The organism is Tumebacillus sp. BK434, assembly GCF_004340785.1.
Taxonomy (GTDB): Bacteria; Bacillota; Bacilli; order Tumebacillales; family Tumebacillaceae; genus Tumebacillus_A.
The window spans coordinates 744746-763300 of the sequence record NZ_SLXS01000001.1 but is presented as its reverse complement, the minus strand read 5'-3'; the positions used below and the strand labels follow the sequence as shown (position 1 = coordinate 763300).

General features: G+C 61.3%; 12 protein-coding genes. 11 read left to right on the top strand and 1 reads right to left on the bottom strand.

Translation table 11 applies throughout. From position 1 onward, the window contains the following. Nucleotides 1–7 precede the first annotated feature (7 nt). Nucleotides 8–799: a formate dehydrogenase accessory sulfurtransferase FdhD gene (gene fdhD, locus EV586_RS02535; RefSeq protein WP_132943495.1), complete on the bottom strand. Its 792-nt coding sequence runs from the start codon at nt 797–799 to the stop codon at nt 8–10. A gap of 107 nt (nt 800–906) precedes the next feature. Between fdhD and fdhF the strand changes: the two genes are divergently transcribed. From fdhF to EV586_RS02480, 11 genes are all read left to right on the top strand, one after another. Further along, nucleotides 907–3864, top strand: coding sequence for a formate dehydrogenase subunit alpha (fdhF, locus tag EV586_RS02530; protein WP_132943494.1), 2958 nt, complete (start codon nt 907–909; stop codon nt 3862–3864). Further along, nucleotides 3857–4357, top strand: a complete 501-nt coding sequence (locus EV586_RS02525; protein ID WP_132943493.1) for a helical membrane plugin domain-containing protein — start codon at nt 3857–3859, stop codon at nt 4355–4357. The genes fdhF and EV586_RS02525 overlap by 8 nt, the downstream gene beginning before the upstream one ends. Then, nucleotides 4347–4556, top strand: coding sequence for a heavy-metal-associated domain-containing protein (locus EV586_RS02520; protein ID WP_132943492.1), 210 nt, complete (start codon nt 4347–4349; stop codon nt 4554–4556). Before EV586_RS02525 ends, EV586_RS02520 begins: the two co-directional genes overlap by 11 nt. Before the next feature lie 78 nt (nt 4557–4634). Continuing rightward, the gene (locus EV586_RS02515) at nt 4635–5861 is read left to right on the top strand and encodes an MFS transporter (RefSeq protein WP_165898179.1); all 1227 of its coding nucleotides are present in this window, start codon (nt 4635–4637) and stop codon (nt 5859–5861) included. Nucleotides 5862–5976: 115 nt separating this feature from the next. Further along, on the top strand, nt 5977–6483 hold the full coding sequence (locus EV586_RS02510) for a thiamine pyrophosphate-binding protein (RefSeq protein WP_132943490.1): 507 nt from the start codon (nt 5977–5979) through the stop codon (nt 6481–6483). Between the two features lie 10 nt (nt 6484–6493). Then, on the top strand, nt 6494–7045 hold the full coding sequence (locus EV586_RS02505; RefSeq protein WP_243652898.1) for a thiamine pyrophosphate-dependent enzyme: 552 nt from the start codon (nt 6494–6496) through the stop codon (nt 7043–7045). A gap of 5 nt (nt 7046–7050) precedes the next feature. Then, complete coding sequence (locus EV586_RS02500) at nt 7051–7884, top strand: isopentenyl phosphate kinase (RefSeq protein ID WP_132943489.1); 834 nt, start codon at nt 7051–7053, stop codon at nt 7882–7884. Further along, complete coding sequence (locus tag EV586_RS02495; RefSeq protein ID WP_165898177.1) at nt 7859–8497, top strand: dTMP kinase; 639 nt, start codon at nt 7859–7861, stop codon at nt 8495–8497. Before EV586_RS02500 ends, EV586_RS02495 begins: the two co-directional genes overlap by 26 nt. 191 nt (nt 8498–8688) lie before the next feature. Next, nucleotides 8689–9546 (top strand): NAD(P)-dependent oxidoreductase, encoded by an 858-nt coding sequence (locus tag EV586_RS02490; RefSeq protein ID WP_165898176.1) that lies wholly within the window; start codon nt 8689–8691, stop codon nt 9544–9546. Between the two features lie 54 nt (nt 9547–9600). Next, a complete protein-coding gene (locus tag EV586_RS02485) occupies nt 9601–10740 on the top strand; it encodes an MBL fold metallo-hydrolase (RefSeq protein ID WP_132943486.1) in 1140 nt (379 codons plus the stop codon). A gap of 108 nt (nt 10741–10848) precedes the next feature. Continuing rightward, nucleotides 10849–18486, top strand: a complete 7638-nt coding sequence (locus EV586_RS02480) for an amino acid adenylation domain-containing protein (protein WP_132943485.1) — start codon at nt 10849–10851, stop codon at nt 18484–18486. Nucleotides 18487–18555 lie beyond the last annotated feature (69 nt).

The window sequence follows — 18555 nt, the reverse complement described above, 5'->3', positions numbered from 1 at the left end:
ATTCAACTTATTCGACCGCAATTCGGTCCGGGTGCGTGTAGACGTTTAACGACCGGTTGCGGATAAAGCCGACGACGGTGATGCCGAGCTCGTCGGCCAGCTCAAGGGCGAGCTCGGTCGGCGCTGATTTGGAAAGCACGATTTCACAGCCGATCTTGGCAGCTTTCAGCAGCACTTCGGAGGAGACGCGGCCGGAGAAGACGAGCGCTTTGTCATCGAGCGGGATGTCATGCTGCAGGCAGTGCCCGTAGATCTTATCGAGCGCATTGTGGCGGCCGATGTCGAGGCGGGCGAGGACGATGCCCGACCGGTCGCAGAGCGCGGCGTTGTGTACGCCGCCCGTCTCGCGGAAGATGTCGGCGCCGCTCTGCATCGCCTGCATCAAGGCAAAGCAGTCCTGCACGGTCAGCCGGACGCGCCGCTCGGCGAGCCGCTTGGCCGTCTTCGCATCGTTGTAGAAATAGAAGCTCTGGCGGCTTTTCCCGCAACAGGACGTGAGGTAGCGTTTCGAGTGCAAATTTTGTGAAAGCGCATTCATGCGGTGAGTTTCCACATGCACCAAGCCGCGCGCTTCCTCGACGAGTACGCTTTTGATGTCTGAGAAGCGGGTGATCACGCCTTCGGACGCCAAAAAGCCCACCGTCAAGCTTTCCAGATGCTCCGGTGTGCAGACCAGCGTGGCAAATTCTTCATCGTTCAAAAAGATCGTCAGCGGATATTCGGTCACCACCTGATCGTCGCGGTGCTCCAGGGCACCGTCCCGATAGGTGAGCACTTGACGAGATACGACTTTGTGCATCGGGAAACACACCTCCTGTGTTTCCATTATAGCTGTCGCGTATTCGGATGCAAAAGCTGGCAATACTTGAATTGTTACAGAAAGTTTCGGACAGGCGGTGTATTTTGATGAGTGAACAGCCTTTTACCATACGCATCAACGATCAGGAATTTGCCTGCCAGCCCGGCCAGTCGGTGCTGCAGGCGGCAGAGGCGCATGATTTTTACATGCCGAACATCTGCTACCACACCCAGCTCGGCCCGATCCAAAGCTGCGACACCTGCATGGTCGAGATCGACGGCGAGTTAAAGCGCGCCTGCTCGACGCTGGCAGAACCGGGCATGACGGTCAACTCCGTCTCGGAGAAAGCAAAAGCGGCGCAGTTGGAAGCGATGCAGCGGATCTTGCAAAATCACGAGCTGTACTGCACGGTGTGCGACAACAACAACGGCAACTGCAAAGTCCACAACACGGCCGACTACCTGCAGGTCGAGCACAACAAATATGAATTCACCCCCAAGCCTTATCCGCCGGACAACTCTCATCCGTTCTATCGCTATGAGCCCGACCAGTGCATTCTCTGCGGACGCTGCGTGGAAGCGTGTCAGGATCTGCAGGTCAACGAGACGCTGACGATCGATTGGAGCCTGGAGCGCCCGCGCGTGCTGTGGGACGACGGGCGCCCGATCGACGAAAGCTCCTGCGTCTCCTGCGGGCACTGCGTCACCGTCTGCCCGTGCAACGCTTTGATGGAAAAATCGATGCTCGGCGAAGCGGGCTACCTGACCGGCATCCCGAACGATCTGCTCCTGCCGATGATCGACTTGACGAAAGCGGTGGAGCCGGGCTATCAGGAGATCTTTGCGATCTCCGAGATCGAGTCGGCGATGCGCGACCACCGCATCAAGCGCACGAAGACGGTCTGCACGTATTGTGGGGTGGGCTGCTCGTTCGAAGTCTGGACGAAAGACCGCAAGATCCTCAAGATCGAACCGCAGGCGGAAGCGCCGGTCAATGGCATCTCGACCTGTGTCAAAGGCAAGTTCGGCTGGGATTTCATCAACAGCGAAGAGCGCCTGACCAAGCCCTTGATCCGCCAAGGGGACAGATTCGTCGAAGCGACGTGGGAAGAAGCGCTCGACCTGATCGGGGAGAAGCTGGGTGCTGTGAAAGAAACATACGGCCCGGACTCGATCGGCTATATCGCGTCGTCGAAGTGCTCCAACGAAGAGAACTACATCTTCCAAAAGTTCGCCCGCGCCATCATGGGCACGAACAACGTGGACAACTGTTCGCGCTACTGCCAGTCCCCGGCGACGGCCGGCCTGATGCGCACCGTGGGCATCGGCGGCGACTCCGGCACGATCCGCGACCTCGCCGCCGCCGACCTCGTCGTGGTGGTCGGGGCCAACCCGGCCGAGTCGCATCCGGTGCTGGCGACCCGGATCAAGCGGGCGCAAAAGCTGCGCGGGCAGAAGCTGCTCGTGCTCGACCTGCGCAAACACGAGCTGGGCGAGCGCGCCGACCTGTTCCTGCGCCCGAACCCTGGCACCGACCTGATCTGGCTGTCGGCGGTGACGAAATACATCCTCGATCAAGGCTGGGAAGATCAGGCGTTCCTGCAGCGCCGCGTCAACGGCTTCGCGGAGTACAAAGCATCGCTCGAACCGTACACCTTGGAGTACGCCAGCGAAAAAACGGGCATGACGCGCGAGCAATTGATCCAAGTGGCGACGATGATCCACGATGCAAAATCGGTCTGCATCTGTTGGGCGATGGGCGTCACTCAGCACTTGGGCGGCACGGACACTTCGACGGCGATCTCCAACCTGCTGCTCGTCACCGGCAACTACGGACGCGAAGGCACCGGAGCTTACCCGCTGCGCGGCCACAACAACGTGCAGGGCGCCTGCGACTTCGGCACGATGCCGGCCTGGTTCCCCGGTTACGAAGCGGTGGAAAGCGACGAAGTGCGCTCCAAGTATGAACGGGCGTGGAACGTCACACTGCCCAAGCAGCCGGGTCTGAACAACCACCAGATGATCGAGACGATCCACAGCGGCAAACTGAAGGCGATGTATCTGTTTGGCGAAGACATGGGGCTGGTCGATTCGAACTCCAACCATGTCGACTCGGCGTTTGAGCAGCTGGAGTTTTTCGTCGTGCAGGACATCTTCTTCACGCGCACGGCGCAGTTTGCCGACGTGGTGCTGCCGGCCGCGCCGAGCCTGGAGAAAGAAGGCACGTTTACCAATACGGAACGCCGCATCCAGCGCTTCTACAAGGCGCTCGATCCCCTTGGCGATTCCAAGCCGGACTGGGAGATCATTCAACTGGTCGCCAACCGCTTCGGCGCGAACTGGAACTATCAGAGCCCGGCGGAGATCATGGACGAGGCGGCGACGCTGGCCCCGATTTTTGCCGGGGTGTCGTACGACCGTCTGGAAGGCTGGAATTCGCAGGTCTGGCCGGTCGAGCCGGATGGCGCCTCCACGCCGCTCCTGTTCACCGAGCGCTTCGCGTTCCCCGATGACAAGGCGCGCCTGTTCCCGGTGGAGTGGACGCCGCCGTTCGATCCGGGCGAAGAGTACGACCTGCACTTGAACAACGGGCGTCTCTTGGAGCATTTCCATGAAGGCAACATGACGTACAAATCGGAAGGCTTGACGCACAAAGTGCCGCGTGAATGGCTTGAGATCTCGCCGGAGTTGGCGCAGGAGCGGGGGATTCGCTCCGGGGCGCTGGTGCGGTTGACCTCCCCGTACGGCAGCGTGAAAGTCCATGTCGAAGTCACCGACCGCGTGCGCGGACGCGAGCTGTACATCACGATGAACTCGCGCGGCGAAGGCGCGGTGAACAAGCTGACCTCGTCCTACCACGATAAGATCACGCACACGCCGAACTACAAGGAGATGAGCGTGAAGATGGAAGTGCTGGAGGCGAGCGGCGAGCGTCCGTTGCCGAAATGGAACCACCGCTTCGGCAATCGTCAGCCGCAGATCGGCGTGCGGATCGAAGAGAAGTGGCAGCGCGACGACTACATCCCGATCCCTGAGGAGATCGAAGGAGGCGGGCAGCGTGGCTAAAGCGACCACTGTGATCGAAAAACGGGTGCCGACGCAAGCGGAGCAGGAAGCGGAGGCGATGCAGGAAGTGATGAGCGCCGTTGCCAAAAACAAAGACGCGCTGCTCACCTTCCTCGATGTGCTCGGCGAACTGCAGGAATCGGGGGCGCTGGACATGGCGCATGGCGCGCTGAAAAGCCGTCACCAGATCGGTGTGATCGGCATCGGTCAACTGAACAAATCGGGCGCGCAAAACATAATCAAGAACGGCATGAGCACAGTGCAATTCCTCGCACAGCTCGATCCGAACAAACTGCAGACGATGCTCGGGGCGGTGGCGTCCGGCGTGGACAGCGCCGTCACAGCCGAAGAGCAGCGTCCGCAGAAGAAGCCGGGGCTTTACGATCTGTTCAAGCGAATGCGCGACCCGCAGGTGACATCGGCACTCGGCATGATGCTGAATTTCCTGCGCGGCATGGGCGCAGCGAAAGGCAGGGACGGAGATGGCAACTGAAAAGATGGTGATCCGCGGCATGAAGCTGCCGGTCGACGGTGAAAAAGTCGGCCATGCCCTGCGCCAAGTCTGGGGCATTCAGGAAGTCGCTCTGAACTTTCAAGCCGGGGAAGTGACGGTCAAGTACGATGAGCGGGCCGCATCCCTGCAAGATTTTCAACAAGCGATCATCGATTGCGGATTCGAAACTGCCGAGTAGCTACTCGGCAGTTTTTTGTCATCTCGAGCTCCTTTTTGTGGTAAAGTGATGGTTATATCGTTTTTGAGGTGGACGTGGATGGTCTCGACGCAGATTTTTAGAAATCGCAATTTTTTATATTATTGGACGGGCAGTCTGTTTGCCGGCTTGGGCGATGCGGTGTTCGCCTTGGCTTTGACATGGCTGGTGGTGGAGTCGACCGGGTCGGCGGCGATGGTCGGGGCGCTGTTTTTGACGATGGGCGTTCCGCGCGTCGTGCTGACTTTGTTTGCCGGGGTGCTGGTCGACCGGCTGCAGCCGATTCGCGGCATGATCCTCTGCGAATGGGTGCGGGTGCTGACCAGCGGAGGTCTGTTCGTGCTGGGTCTGTTGGGACCGCTGCCGCTGTGGAGTCTGTTTGCGGCGGCGTTCGTGTTCGGCGTGCTGGAAGCGTTTTTTTGGCCGGCCGCGTCGGCCGTCAGACAGCGGCTGGTCGAGCCGGAGTTCTACACGCAGGCGAGCGGGCTGCTGATGATCGCGATGAAGACGACGGTGATCATCGGGCCGCTGCTCGGCGGAACGCTGGTCGCGCTCAGCAGCTACAGGGCGGTGCTGGCGATCGTCGCGGCTGCGTTTTTGGCAGGGCTGGTGCTGCTGAGCTTCGTTCGCCTCACGTTTGACCGGGTGGAGCTGCAGGCGGCGAAGCACAGCTCTTATTGGAAGGACTTGCGTGAAGGCATCGTCTATATCATGAAAACCCCGCTGATTTTGACGACGTCGCTGGTCGCCTTTTTGGTCAATGCCTGCTCCAGCATTGCGCCGGTCGCGGTGCCGTTTCTGGCGGCATCATTTGGCGGCGGGGCGCAGGAGTTCGGCTGGCTGAACACCAGCATCGGGATCGGCGGGACGATCGGGGCGGTTCTGTTCGCCGTGATCCTCATCAAACGCCCGACGCCGCGGATGACGCTGATCGCTTGTTTTGCGGAAGGCCTGGTCTTTCTGACCTTGGGGCTTGCCGGCCAGTTCTGGCTGGCGCTGGTCTTGATCGCCTTGATCGGCATCACCGACGCGGCAATCAACGTGATCGCGCCCAGCGTCAATCAGTCGATCATCCCGCCCGAGCTGGTGGGGCGGGTGATTTCGGTGATGATCTTGCTGATGTCAGGATCTGTACCGCTCGCGCAGGCGCTGGGCGGGTATCTGGTGCAGACGATTGGCGTGCAGCAGGTGTTTTTGCTGAACGGCTCGTTGGAAATGCTGATCGCAGGCTTTGCCTTCTTCTTGCCGGTGATCGCCCGCTATCAAACAGCGAAAGCCTCCACTTGATAAGTGGGGGCTTTCTTCGTGTATAGGTACAGTTGTTTTCTGAAATTTTACACTTTAATTATTCTGGATAATAGATTATAATTGTTACAACGTACTAAACAAAGGGGAATTTTACATGAACAATGTCGCTGAGCGTTTTTTGACTACGTTGCTGGATCATGGGTATCGTTCTTATACAGGAGTGCCGTGCTCGCTGCTCAAGGGCGCGTTTCGATTTTTGGAAGATGAGATGCTGCAGGAAGCGCCGCGCCTGCGTTACGTGAGTTCGGTGCGCGAAGATTCGGCGCTCGGTCTGGCGGCCGGGATGTATCTCGGCGGTGAGAAGCCGGTCGTGCTGATGCAGAACTCCGGGGTGGGCTATTGCTTAAACGTGCTGACGTCGATGTTGTTGATCTACGACATTCCGATGGTCATGGTCATCTCGTGGCGCGGGGCGGAAGGCATGAACGACGCGGTGGAGCATGACATCATCGGTGCGCGTCTGCTGGACGTTCTCGGGTCGATCGGCGTCGCGCACGTCCTGTTCGATCCGCAAGCGCCGGAAGCGAGCGTCGAGGCGTGTCTTCGCAAGGTCGAGGAAGTGAATCAGCCGGTAGCTTTGATCATTCGGGAAGCGGTGTGAGGTGAGCGAGATGATGAAGATGACAGATGTGATGCAAGCGGTGTTGAACCGATATCCGGACGCGCTGTATGTGAGCACCTGCGGGTATATTTCGCGGGACTTTTTCAACCTGCGGGACACGGAGGACAATTTCTACCTCCTCGGCTCGATGGGGATGGCCGCGCCGGTCGGACTGGGCTTGGCGCTGACGCACCCGGAGCGGACGGTGGTGGTGTTTGACGGAGACGGCTCGTTCATGATGAACCTCGGCGCGATCGCGATGGTCACGGCGGAGCGGCCGAACAATCTCGTGCACGTCGTGCTCGACAACCGCATGTACGAAAGCACGGGCGGGCAGAAGCCGGTGCAGTTTGAAAACATGGTCGATGTGGCGAAGGCGGCGGGCTATGCGCATGCGGTGCGGCTCGGCGACGAGAGCGATTTTGACAAGCTGGACGGGCTGGAGGGCCTGACATTCGTGCAGGCGATGATCGCGCCGCGCACCGAGAAGATCGGCAAGCGCATTCACTGGACGCCGCAGGAGCTCGTGGCGCGGTTTCGGCTGGCAGCACAGAAAGGGTGAGCAGCATGTATGTGGTCAAGATTGGCGGCAGTCTGCTAACCGATAAAAACGGCTATTGCGCGCCGAACCGGGAGATGGTGCGACGCTACGCCCGCACGATCGCCTCGGCGTGGGACCGGCTGCGCGGCAACCTGATCCTGGTCGTCGGCGGCGGTTCCTACGGGAATGCGGTGCCGATCCGCTACAACTTGAAAGACGCGGCGCTTCCTTGGCAGGATCAGGACCTGTCGATGATGACGGTGAAGATGTTCGAATGGCTGTCGCTGGTCACGGAGATCTTTCGGGAGGAGGGGGTGCCTTGCTACCCCTTCCAGCCGAGCGGCTTTGTGGTCACAGATGACAAGCAGCCGGTGCGCTTTTTTGTGGAGCCGGTGCAGCATGTGCTGGATCACGGGGTGCTGCCGGTGTTTTCGGGTGATTTGGTGTTCGATTTGAAGCGGCAGTTTATCATCTTTTCCAGCGACAACATCCCGGAGCTGTTCGTCGACCGGATGCGATTGCAGCGCGTCGTGATGCTGACCGATGTCGAGGGGGTGCTGGAGTACGCCGAAGACGGCTTGGCGCGCAGTGTAGTGCCGCAGGTGACGAAGGAAAACTACCGGGAAGTGCTGCTCTGCACAGGGCCGTCGCGGAAGCAGGACATCACCGGCGGGATGAAAAACAAGCTGGAAGCGCTGCTGCGCCTCGCTGAAAAGGGCGTGGAAGGCGTGGTGGCCTGCGGGCGTGAGGCGGAAACGCTGCTGCCCGCACTGTTTGAGGACAAGCCGGACGGCACGGTGATCCGGCCGTGGGTGAAGAGAGGATTGGTTGAAGATGTTGATCGCGTTTTCGGGCTGTGACGGCGCAGGGAAAAGCACGCAGGTCAAAGCGGTAAAGCGGTTGTTGGAAGCGCGCGGGCTGACCGTGAAAGTGTTGGACAAGTGGGACATTCAGAATCATGACAAGTTCCCCGAGTGCCGAATGATCAATGTGGATCTCGAAGATATGAAAAACGCCGTCGGCGAGATGAACGGGCACAGCCGGGCGATGTTTCTGTTCTGGGCGATCGGGATCACGATGACGCGGGATGATCTGGACGATCCGAACGTGGTATACCTGCTCGACGGGTACTGGATGAAGCATGCGGCGGTGGAGATCGAGTACGGCTGCGATCCGAACTGGATCGAGCTGACCGCACAGCAGTTCCGCCCGGCCGCCCTGACCTTTTACTTCGATGTCGCCCCCGAGGTGGCGTTGGAGCGCAAAGACGATTTTAACGTCTACGAATGCGGCCGCGACCCGGAATGCAAGCCGGAGTCGTTCCTGGCCCACCAGACCAAGCTCCGAAAACGCATGCTCGACTGGTCGCAGCGCTTCGGCTGGGAAGTCGTCAGCTCCATGCAGGACGTGGAGCAGATCACAGATACGGTGATGAAAAAAGTGGATCAGGTGCTGGCAGGCAGCCGAGTGTAGTCGGTTTGTTCGAAGGCAGTTTTGATGCTTGAAGGTTGATGCTTGAAGCTTGCAGGTTGCAGCTTGCAGGTTGCAGGTTGCAGCTTGGCTTGTTGTGCTCCAAGTTTTGAAAGGTTGGGGCGGGTCGCGTCAGGTTTCTGATGGCTGACGTGGTCTACAGGTTTTGAATGTTAAAGCAGGTGGTGAACGTTTTGAATAAGATAGGCTGGATTGGTACTGGAGTTCTTGGCTCGGCCGTGGTGACGCGGCTAATGGAAGCAGGATTTGACGTTTCTGTCTACAATCGAAGCGTGGAAAAAGCAGAGGCGCTGGGCGCACCTGTGGCGGCGTCGCCGAAGGAACTGGCTGCAGCTTGCGATGTGCTGTTCTTGTGCGTAAAAGGGGAAGCGGCGGCGGAAGCGCTGCTGTTCGACCCGGAGACCGGCGTCGTCGCGGGCGGCCGGGAAGGACTGGTGCTGGTCGACACGAGCACGGTGAGTCCGGCGTTTGCCGTCTCGCTGCATGACCGCCTGCTGGAAGCGGGCATCCGCTATCTCGAGGCGCCCGTGTCCGGCGGGCGCGAAGGGGCACTGAAAGGCACGATGGGCATGGTGATCGCAGGCGATGAGGCGGCGGTCGAGGCGGTGCGCCCCGTGCTCGCCGGCTTTACGGCCAAACTGCACTACGTCGGCGCGCCGGGCAAAGCTCAACTGATGAAAGTGCTGAACAACCTCGCCGAAAGCGTGCACATGCTCGCCGCCGCCGAAGTGATCTCCATCGGTCTGAAAGCGGGGATCGAGCTGGAAACCCTGCATACCGCCTTGTCGTCGATGCGCGGCTATTCGACCTACATGGGCGTCCTTTTCAACCGTCTGTTAGAGCCGAACGACACCGTTTCCACCTCGCTCGCCGTGCGGCTGAAAGACCTCGGCCTGGCCCAAGCTGTTGCCGAGCAATACGATGTGTCGATCCCGATGGGGGCGCTCGCCCAACAGCTGTTCAAACTGTCCGCCCAGCAAAGCGGACTTGAAGTGGATCAGACAGAATGCATCAAACTTCTGCTCAACTGATGGAACCGCCCATCCCCCTGCCTTCATACGATGATCGGAAGAGGAGGCGATCGCATGGCTGTACAACCGCTCAGCGCCGCTGAACTGCAGCGCTGGATCGAACAAAAAGACCCGCAGGCGATGCTGCTCGATGTGCGCAGCGAACGCGAATATGCCGAATGGCGAATTCAGACGGACGCCTTGCCGTCGCTGAACATCCCGCTGGCTCAGTTCGAGGATGAGCACCAGGAAGCGTGGAGAGACGTACCGGCAGATCGCAAAATCGCGGTCATCTGCCGCCGCGGACGCACGGCGATGATCGTGGCGAAACTGCTCGACGAGAAAGGCTACGACGTGTACTGCCTGAACCAAGGCTTGCAGGAATGGAGCCAGTTCTACCACGACGTGACGGTGGCGGAAGGCGACGGCTGGAAACTGCTGCAACTGATCCGCATGGGCAAAGGCTGCCTGTCCTACCTGCTCGTCTCCGGCGGCGAAGCGCTGGTCTGCGACCCGGGGCGGCATGTGGAAGCCTACCTGCAGCTGGCCGACCGGGAAGGAGCGGCGATCCGCTATGTGGTCGACACGCATCTGCATGCGGATCACATTTCCGGCGCACCGGAACTCGCTCGTGCGGCCGGAGCTGCGTATTTGATCTCCGCCGTGGAGATGGAAGGCGCGAAGCTCGCGTATCTCCCGCTGGAAGAGCACGAGGTGATCCGCGTAGGCGGCGTGCAGGTACAGGTGCTGCGCGTGCCGACACCGGGCCATACGCCGGGCTCGACCTCGTTTTTGATCGCCGACCGCTATCTGTTCTCCGGCGATACCGTGTTTGTCGGCGGTCTCGGCCGTCCCGATCTGGGCGGCAAAGCCCGCGAGTGGGCGCAGCAACTGTATGAGACCGTCTTTGGCACGATCGCCAAGCTTGCAGACGACGTGCTGGTGCTCCCGGCGCATTTTTCCGACCTGACCCGCGAAAGCTGTGCTGCAGGATATGTCGGGGCGCCGCTGCAGGAGATTCGGGCGAACAACTTCCTGCTCTCCACCGCCGACCGGGCACAATTTACCGAGTTGACGGCAGGCCGCGTCGATGCCGTCCCGCCCAATTATGAGGAGATCGTCCAAGTCAACCGCGGCCTGCTGACGGTGGATGCCGACAAGCGCTTGGAACTGGAGACGGGGCCGAACCGCTGTGCAGTTAAACACACGATCTAAAACCACTTTCCACTTGGGAAGTGGTTTTAATTTATGGTAAAATTAATTTGATGAATTGAATTATAAAAATATTATCCAAAACGAGTTGCGAAAAGGACGGGTGGAGAGATGAGCACGAGCACACAAGTTGAATTGACGGCGCTGCTGTCGTTTGCTCAGCAACGGCTGTGGTTTCTGGAACAGTTAGATCCCGGGCTGCCAATTTATCATATTCCGCTTCTGGTGGACATCGCAGGCGCGTTCGACGTGCAGGTGCTGACCCGCTGTCTGGAAGAGATCGTTGAGCGGCACGAAGCGCTGCGCACGACTTTTGCGAAGGAGGACGAGACGCCGATCCAGCTCGTGCATTCGGTGATGGAAGTGCCGGTGCAGGTGATCGACTTGCGCGGTCGGCCGGAAGCGGAGCGGGAGGCGGCGTGCCGAGCGGGCGTGCAAGCGGCGGTGCAAGCTCCGTTTGATCTGCAAAACGGGCCCTTGCTGCGCGTGATCGTCTGGCAGACCGCCACGGATCGCTTCTCGATGCTGATCGTGATGCATCACATCATCACCGACGGCTGGTCGATGGGGATTCTGATGCAGGAAGTCGTGGCCTTATACACGGCGTTTCGCCAAGGGTTGCCTTCGCCGCTGCCGGAGCTGGAGATTCAGTATGCCGACTTTGCCGAGTGGCAGTTGGAGCACTTGCAAGGCGAGAAGCTGCAGCGACAGTTGACGTACTGGAAGGAGCAGCTTGGCGGCGAGCTGCCCGTGCTGCAGCTTCCGACCGACCGCCCACACCCGGCCCGGAAGACCGGTGCGGGGCAGAAGGAATATTTTGTGATCGGCGAGACCTTGAGCGCCCGGCTAAAAGAGATCTGCATGCAGGAAGGCGTGACTTTGTTCATGCTGCTCTTGGCAGCCTACCAGACGCTGTTGTTCCGCTACAGCGGCCAGACCGACTTGACGGTCGGCTCGCCGATCGCCGGGCGCAACCTCAAGCAGTTGGAAAATCTGGTCGGCTTTTTTGTCAACACCCTCGTGCTGCGGGCCGACCTGTCGGGCGCGCCGTCGTTTAAAAACCTGCTCCAACAAGTGCGCAAAGTCTGCTTAGACGCCTATGCACATCAAGAGCTGCCCTACGAGAAGCTGGTCGCGGAGCTGGTGCCCGACCGCAGCTCGGGACGTTCGCCGCTGTTCCAAGCCTTTTTTGTTCTGCAAAATGTGCCGCTGCAAACGCTGGAACTGCCCGGCGTAACGATGAACTTCCGGCAGCTGGAGCAGGAAACGGCGATGTTCGACCTCAGCCTGTCGATGAAAGAAACGGACGGCGAACTGCACGGCGAGCTGGAATACAGCACGGAGCTGTTCGACCGGGCGACGATGCAGCGGATGAAAATGCATTTCGCCACCTTGCTGGAAAGCATCGCGGCCGATCCCGGGCAGAGTATTCGCGAACTGCGCGTCATGCCGCTGCAGGAATCGCAGCAGTTGCTCGGCGCATGGAAGGGGTCGGCAGCCCTTGAGCAAGAAGAGCGTCTCCTGCATGAGCTGGTAGCAGCGCAGGCATCGCGCACGCCGGATGCGGTCGCGGTGGTGTGCGGGGAAGAGCGCCTGACCTATCAGGAGCTGGATGTGCTGGCGGAGCGTCTGGCCCGCTTTTTGCAAGCGCAGGGCATCGGGCCGGAACAGCGGGTCGGGCTCTGTGTGGAGCGCTCAACTGAGATGATCGTCGGGATGCTCGGCATCTTGAAGGCGGGCGGGGCGTATCTGCCGCTCGACCCGCACTACCCGCAGGAGCGGATCGCTTATATGCTGGAGGATTCGCAGGCAGGACTTGTTTTGACTCAGGAGCACCTGAAGGATCGTCTGCCGGACAAGGTGCGCGCGATCGCCCTCGATCAAGAAGCGGAGTGGGCATCTTCAGCAGCGGCAGGGCTGATCCAGCGGGGCACAGCAACGACCACGTGCTACGTCATCTACACGTCCGGTTCGACCGGCACGCCGAAAGGGGTGCTGGTGCCGCATCGAGCCGTCGTCAACCACAACCGGGCGGTGCGCGCCGAATACGAACTGTCGGCGAGCGACCGCGTGCTGCAGTTCTCGTCGGTGTCTTTTGACATCGCCGTCGAAGAGATCTTCCCGACGCTGCTGACCGGCGCGGCGCTGGTGCTGCGCGGCCGCGAGCAGGTGCCGGGGGTGCAGGATCTGCTGCAACTCGTCACCGACCACGGCGTGACGGTGCTGAACTTGCCGACCGCCTACTGGCACGGACTGGTGCAGGAGCTTGCCCAAGCCGGTGTGCAACTGCCCCCGTCGGTACGCTTGATGATCGTCGGAGGGGAGAAGCCGTCGGCTGAGCTCTACGCGCAGTGGAAGAGGCTCGTGCCGCCGACTGTGCGCTGGATCAACGCGTACGGACCGACGGAAGCGGCGGTGACGGCGACCCTGTTCGATCCGGGCGATACTTCGCCCGAATCGTTTGCGTTCGGCCTCCCGATCGGGCGTCCGATCGCCGGCACGACCGTCTACGTGCTGAGCGATGCCCAGCAGCCAGTGCCGATCGGCGTGCCGGGCGAGCTGTATATCGGCGGAGCGGGGCTGGCCACAGGGTATCTCGGCCGTCCTGACCTGACCGCAGAAAAATTCGTCCAAGTCGCGGCGACCGGTGGCGAGCGGCTGTACCGGACTGGCGACCGGGTGCGCTTTTTGCCGGACGGCAACCTGCTGTTCGCCGGGCGGCTCGACGATCAGGTCAAAGTGCGGGGCTTCCGCATCGAGCCGGGCGAGATCGAAGCGGTGCTCGCGCAGCATGACGCTGTCGCCGATGTGCTGGTCCTGGTGCGCGAAGACGTGCCGAACGACCCCCGTCTCGTCGCCTACGTCGTGCCGCAAGGGGGCAAGGCCCCGGATCTGGGCGAACTGCGCCGCTCGGCGGCCGAGAGCTTGCCGGGCTACATGGTGCCGTCCGTCTTCGTGCTGCTGGACAGCATGCCGCTGACGCCAAACGGCAAGGTCGACCGCAAGAATCTGCCCCGCCCGGATGCGTCCGATACCCGCAGCGAGCGTCCCTATACTGCGCCTGCGACCGATGCGGAACAGAAGATCGCCGAGATCTGGGCGGAAGTGCTCCACCTCGATCAAGTCGGCGCGGACGACCATTTCTTTGAAATCGGCGGACATTCACTGCTCGCCACTCAAGTCATGTCGCGGATCGAGCGCGCGTTTGGCGTCCGGCTGCCCTTGCGCCGGATGTTCGACACCCCGACCCCGGCCGGGCTGGCGGCGCTGCTCGAAGCTCAGTCCGATCAAGCGGACAAGATTCCCCGCACCTCCCGACTGCAACAGCTGCCCTTGTCCTACGGCCAGCAAAGCCTGTGGCTGACCGACCGCCTGATGCCGAACTCTTCTGCCTACAACATGCCGTTTGCTGTTCGCCTGCAAGGAGCGCTCGACGTGCCGGCACTGGAAAAGAGCGTGAACGAGATCATCAGCCGGCACGAGTCGCTGCGCACGATATTTGCCGAAGCGGACGGCGAACCGGTGCAAGTGCTGCGGGAGCACAGCTGGCAGACGCTCGCACAGCAGGACCTGCAAAGCGTTCCGGCTGACGAGCGGGAAGCGCAGATGATGGAGTTGGCGCAGCAGGAGATGAACCGCCCGTTCGATTTGAGCACCGGGCCGCTCCTGCGCTGCAAGCTGTTTGCGCTGGAGCAGGGGGAGTGGGTCCTCGTCTTCTGCATGCATCACATCATCAGCGACGGCTGGTCGATCGGCTTGCTAATCGGCGAGTTGACCGCCGCCTACCGCGCGTTCGCGGCAGGACGCACGCCGCAGCTGCCCGAGCTGCCGATCCAATACGCCGACTATGCGGTCTGGCAGAAGCAAGAGCTTCAAGGCGAACGACTGGCACGGCAACTGGATTACTGGAAAGCAAAGCTGGCCGGTCCGCTTCCTGTGCTGCAACTGCCGACCGACCATCCGCACCCGGCCGTGCAGACGCACAACGGCAACACGCTGCGCTTTGCGCTGTCCGCTGAACTGCTCGGCAAGCTGAACGCGCTGGCGAAACAGGCCGATGCAACGCTGTTCATGACCCTGCTCGCCGCCTACAACGTGCTGCTGCACCGCTATGCGGGGCAGGACGACATCCTCGTTGGCGTGCCGTCTGCAGGGCGCACCCGCGAAGAGACGGAAGGGCTGATCGGATTTTTCGTCAACACGCTGGTCATGCGCACCGATCTTAGCGGCGATCCGCCGTTCCGTGAACTGTTGGCGCGGGTCAAAGAGACGTCCCTCGACGCCGAAGCGCATCAGGACGTGCCCTTTGAACTGCTCGTCAGCGAACTCCAGCCGGAGCGCAGCACCTCCCATTCCGCGCTGTTTCAGGTGATGTTCGCCTTGCAAAACACACCACAGACCCGCGTCGAAACAGAAGGTCTGACCTTTAGCGGGCTGGGCTTGGCGGGCGAGACGGCCAAATTTGACTTGACGCTGACGATGGAAGAAGGTGCGGACGGGCTGTACGGCACGTTCGAATACAACGTCGACCTCTTCGAGGAAGCGACGGTCGAACGGATGATCGGCCATCTCCGGCAGTTGCTGCAGGCGGCCACCGAACAGCCGGACACCGCCATCGGGTCACTGCCGCTGCTGACCGCTGCCGAACGGGAGCAAGTGCTGACCGCATGGAGCCAACATGACGTTTCCTGCCCGCAACTGCCCGTCCATGTGCTGATCGAGCAGCAAGCAGTCAAGACCCCGCACAAGACCGCCGTCGCTTTTGAGAATATAGCCCTGACCTATGCCGACCTCAACGCGCAGGCTAACCGCCTGGCCCGCCTGTTGCAGAAAAAGGGTGTCGGTGCCGGACAGATGGTCGGAGTGGCGATGGAGCGCTCCCCGGAGCTGATCGTGGCCTTGCTGGCGATCTGGAAAGCGGGCGGCGCGTATGTGCCGCTAGACGTGCAGTACCCGGCGGAGCGGCTGACCTACCTGCTGGAAGACACCGGTGTGCGCGTGATCGTCACGCATGAACGCTTGCAGGGGAAACTGCCGCCGCACACCGCTGAACTGCTCGTGGCGGAACGTCTCCACGAGGAACTCGCCGCTAAAAGCAGGGAGAACCTCCCTTGTCTGACCACGCCGGACAGCTTGGCGTACGTCATGTACACGTCCGGTTCAACCGGTCAGCCCAAAGGCGTGCTGACGCCGCATCGCGGGATCGTGCGTCTGATCGCACCGTCAGATTTCATTCCCTGGCAGGAAGACGATGCGGTGCTTCAGTACTCGCCGGTCGCGTTTGACGCTTCGACACTGGAGATCTGGGGGCCGCTGGTACATGGCGCGAAACTCGTGCTGTTCCCGCCGTACAAAGCGTCGACCCGGGAGCTGGGGCAGTTCCTCACGCAGCAAGGCATCACCGTGCTGTTCCTTACCACCGGCTTCTTCCTGCAGATGGTGGAAGACTGCCTTGACGAGCTGAGCGGACTGCGCGTGCTGATGGCGGGCGGGGAAGCGATGTCGATGCCGCACGCCAAGCGGGTGATCGGCAGCATGCGCGGACGCTTCGTTCACGCGTATGGGCCGACCGAAGCGACTACGTTTGCGACCGTGCATGTGGCCACACCGCAGGACGCTCTTGCGCACAACCTGCCGATCGGCCGCCCGGTCGCGGGCACATCCGTCTACGTGCTCGACGCCCATATGCAGCCCGTGCCGGTCGGCGTGCCGGGCGAGCTGCACATCGGCGGAGCAGGGCTGGCGCTTGGCTATTTCAACCGCCCGGATCTGACAGAGGAGAAGTTCGTGCCGCATCCGTTTGAGGAGGGAGAGCTCCTGTATAAGACGGGCGACGCGGTGCGCTGGCTGGCCGATGGCAGGCTGGAGTTCAGCGGACGCCTCGACAGTCAGGTCAAGATCCGCGGCTTCCGCATCGAGCTCGGGGAAGTGGAAGCGGTGATCGACCAGCACCCTGCGGTGCTGCAGTCGGCCGTGCTCGCCCGCGCAGACGCGGTCGGCGTCAAGCGCCTCGTCGCTTATCTGGTGCTGGCCGACCCGAGCGCCGACATTCGCAGTTACTTGAAAGCGAAGCTTCCCGACTACATGGTGCCGAGCGCCTTCGTCACGCTCGACCGCCTGCCGCTCAACCCGAACGGCAAAGTTGACACCCGCGCGCTTCCCACTCCGACCGACCGTGCGGAAGGAGAGGCTGACTGGGTTGCGCCGCGAAACCCTGTGGAAGAAAAGCTGGCAAGTCTCTTCGCCGAGCTGCTGGAAATCGACCCGGTCGGCATCCACGACCACTTTTTCGAACGGGGCGGGCATTCCCTGCTCGGCACGCGCCTGATCTCCCGCCTGCGGGCGGAATTCCGCACGGAACTGCCGTTGCGCGCGCTGTTCGAACATCCGACCGTCGCCGAGCTCGCCCTGCTGGTGGGCGGAGCGGACACCCGTCTCGCCTCCGATGCTCTGCCTCCGCTTGTCAAAGCGGATCGCAGCGTGAACATTCCGCTCTCGTATCCGCAACTGCGGGTCTGGGAATTCGAGCAGAAGCATCCGGGCAGCAACGCCTACAACATCGCCACGGCGATGCGCATTCACGGCGCGTTAGACGCGGAGGCGATGGCGCAGAGCATCCAAGAGATCGTGCGTCGCCACGAAGCGCTGCGCACCACGTTCCGCGTGGTCGATGGACAGCCGGTGCAGATCATCGCCCCGCAGCGGGAGCATGAGCTGAAGCGGATCGACCTGAGCACTTCCGCAAACCGCGAAGCCGAGCTGTCACAGCTGGTGCGCGACGATGCGTTCCAAGCGTTCGACCTCGCGACAGGCCCGCTGCTGCGCACCACGTTGGTGCGCTTTGGCGAAGCGGAGCATGCGCTGCTCCTGAACATGCACCACATCATCTCGGACGGCTGGTCGCGAAGCGTGTTCGTCCGCGAGTTCCTCACACTGTATGAAGCGTACACGCAAGGGAAGTCCTCGCCGCTTTCCGACCTGCCCGTCCAGTTTGCCGACTACGCGATCTGGCAGCGCGGATGGATGCAAGGGGAGACCTTGGAGCAGCAGTTGAGCTATTGGAAAACGAAGCTCCGCGATCTGCCGCAGCTGCACCTGCCGACCGACCCGACACCGCTGACGAACGCAGCGCTCGGCGCCAAATGCACGCTGTCCCTTTCCGCGCAGCTCACCGAACGCGTCAAGCAAGTGAGCCGGGAAGCGGGCGCCTCGCCGTTCATGACGCTGCTCACCGCGTTCAAGCTCATCATGCAAGAGCTGAGCGGGCAGGATGACATCGTCGTCGGCACCCCGGCGGCCGGCCGCCGTCTCGAAGAGACGGAAGCGATGATCGGCATGTTCCTGAACACGCTGGTGCTGCGCACCGACCTGTCCGGCAACCCGGACTTTCGCGAACTGTTAGGCCGCGTGCGCGAAACGGCGCTGGAAGCGTTCGCGCAACAAGAGATGCCGTTCATCAAGCTCGCCGAGGAGCTGCAGCCGGTGACGCCGCCGGAGCGCAGCCCGCTGTTCGACGTGATGGTCAACTACCTCAACACACCTGAAAGCGCCCTTCAACTGCCCGGGCTGACCCTGTCTGATCTGCAGGCGGACGAGGAGCAGACCTCGAAATTCTGGATGACTCTGTACATCCGCGACTTCGAGGGGCAATTCCACCTGACCCTTGTCTACCAGCCGCAGCGCTTCTCGCTGGAGCGGATGGAAGTCTTGCTGACAAGACTTCGCGCGGTGCTCGAACAAAACGTCTAAGCAAAAAAGACCTCTTGCGCACAGGCAAGAGGTCTTTCGCTGTCTGCTGGGCTTCTTGTTCGAACGTCA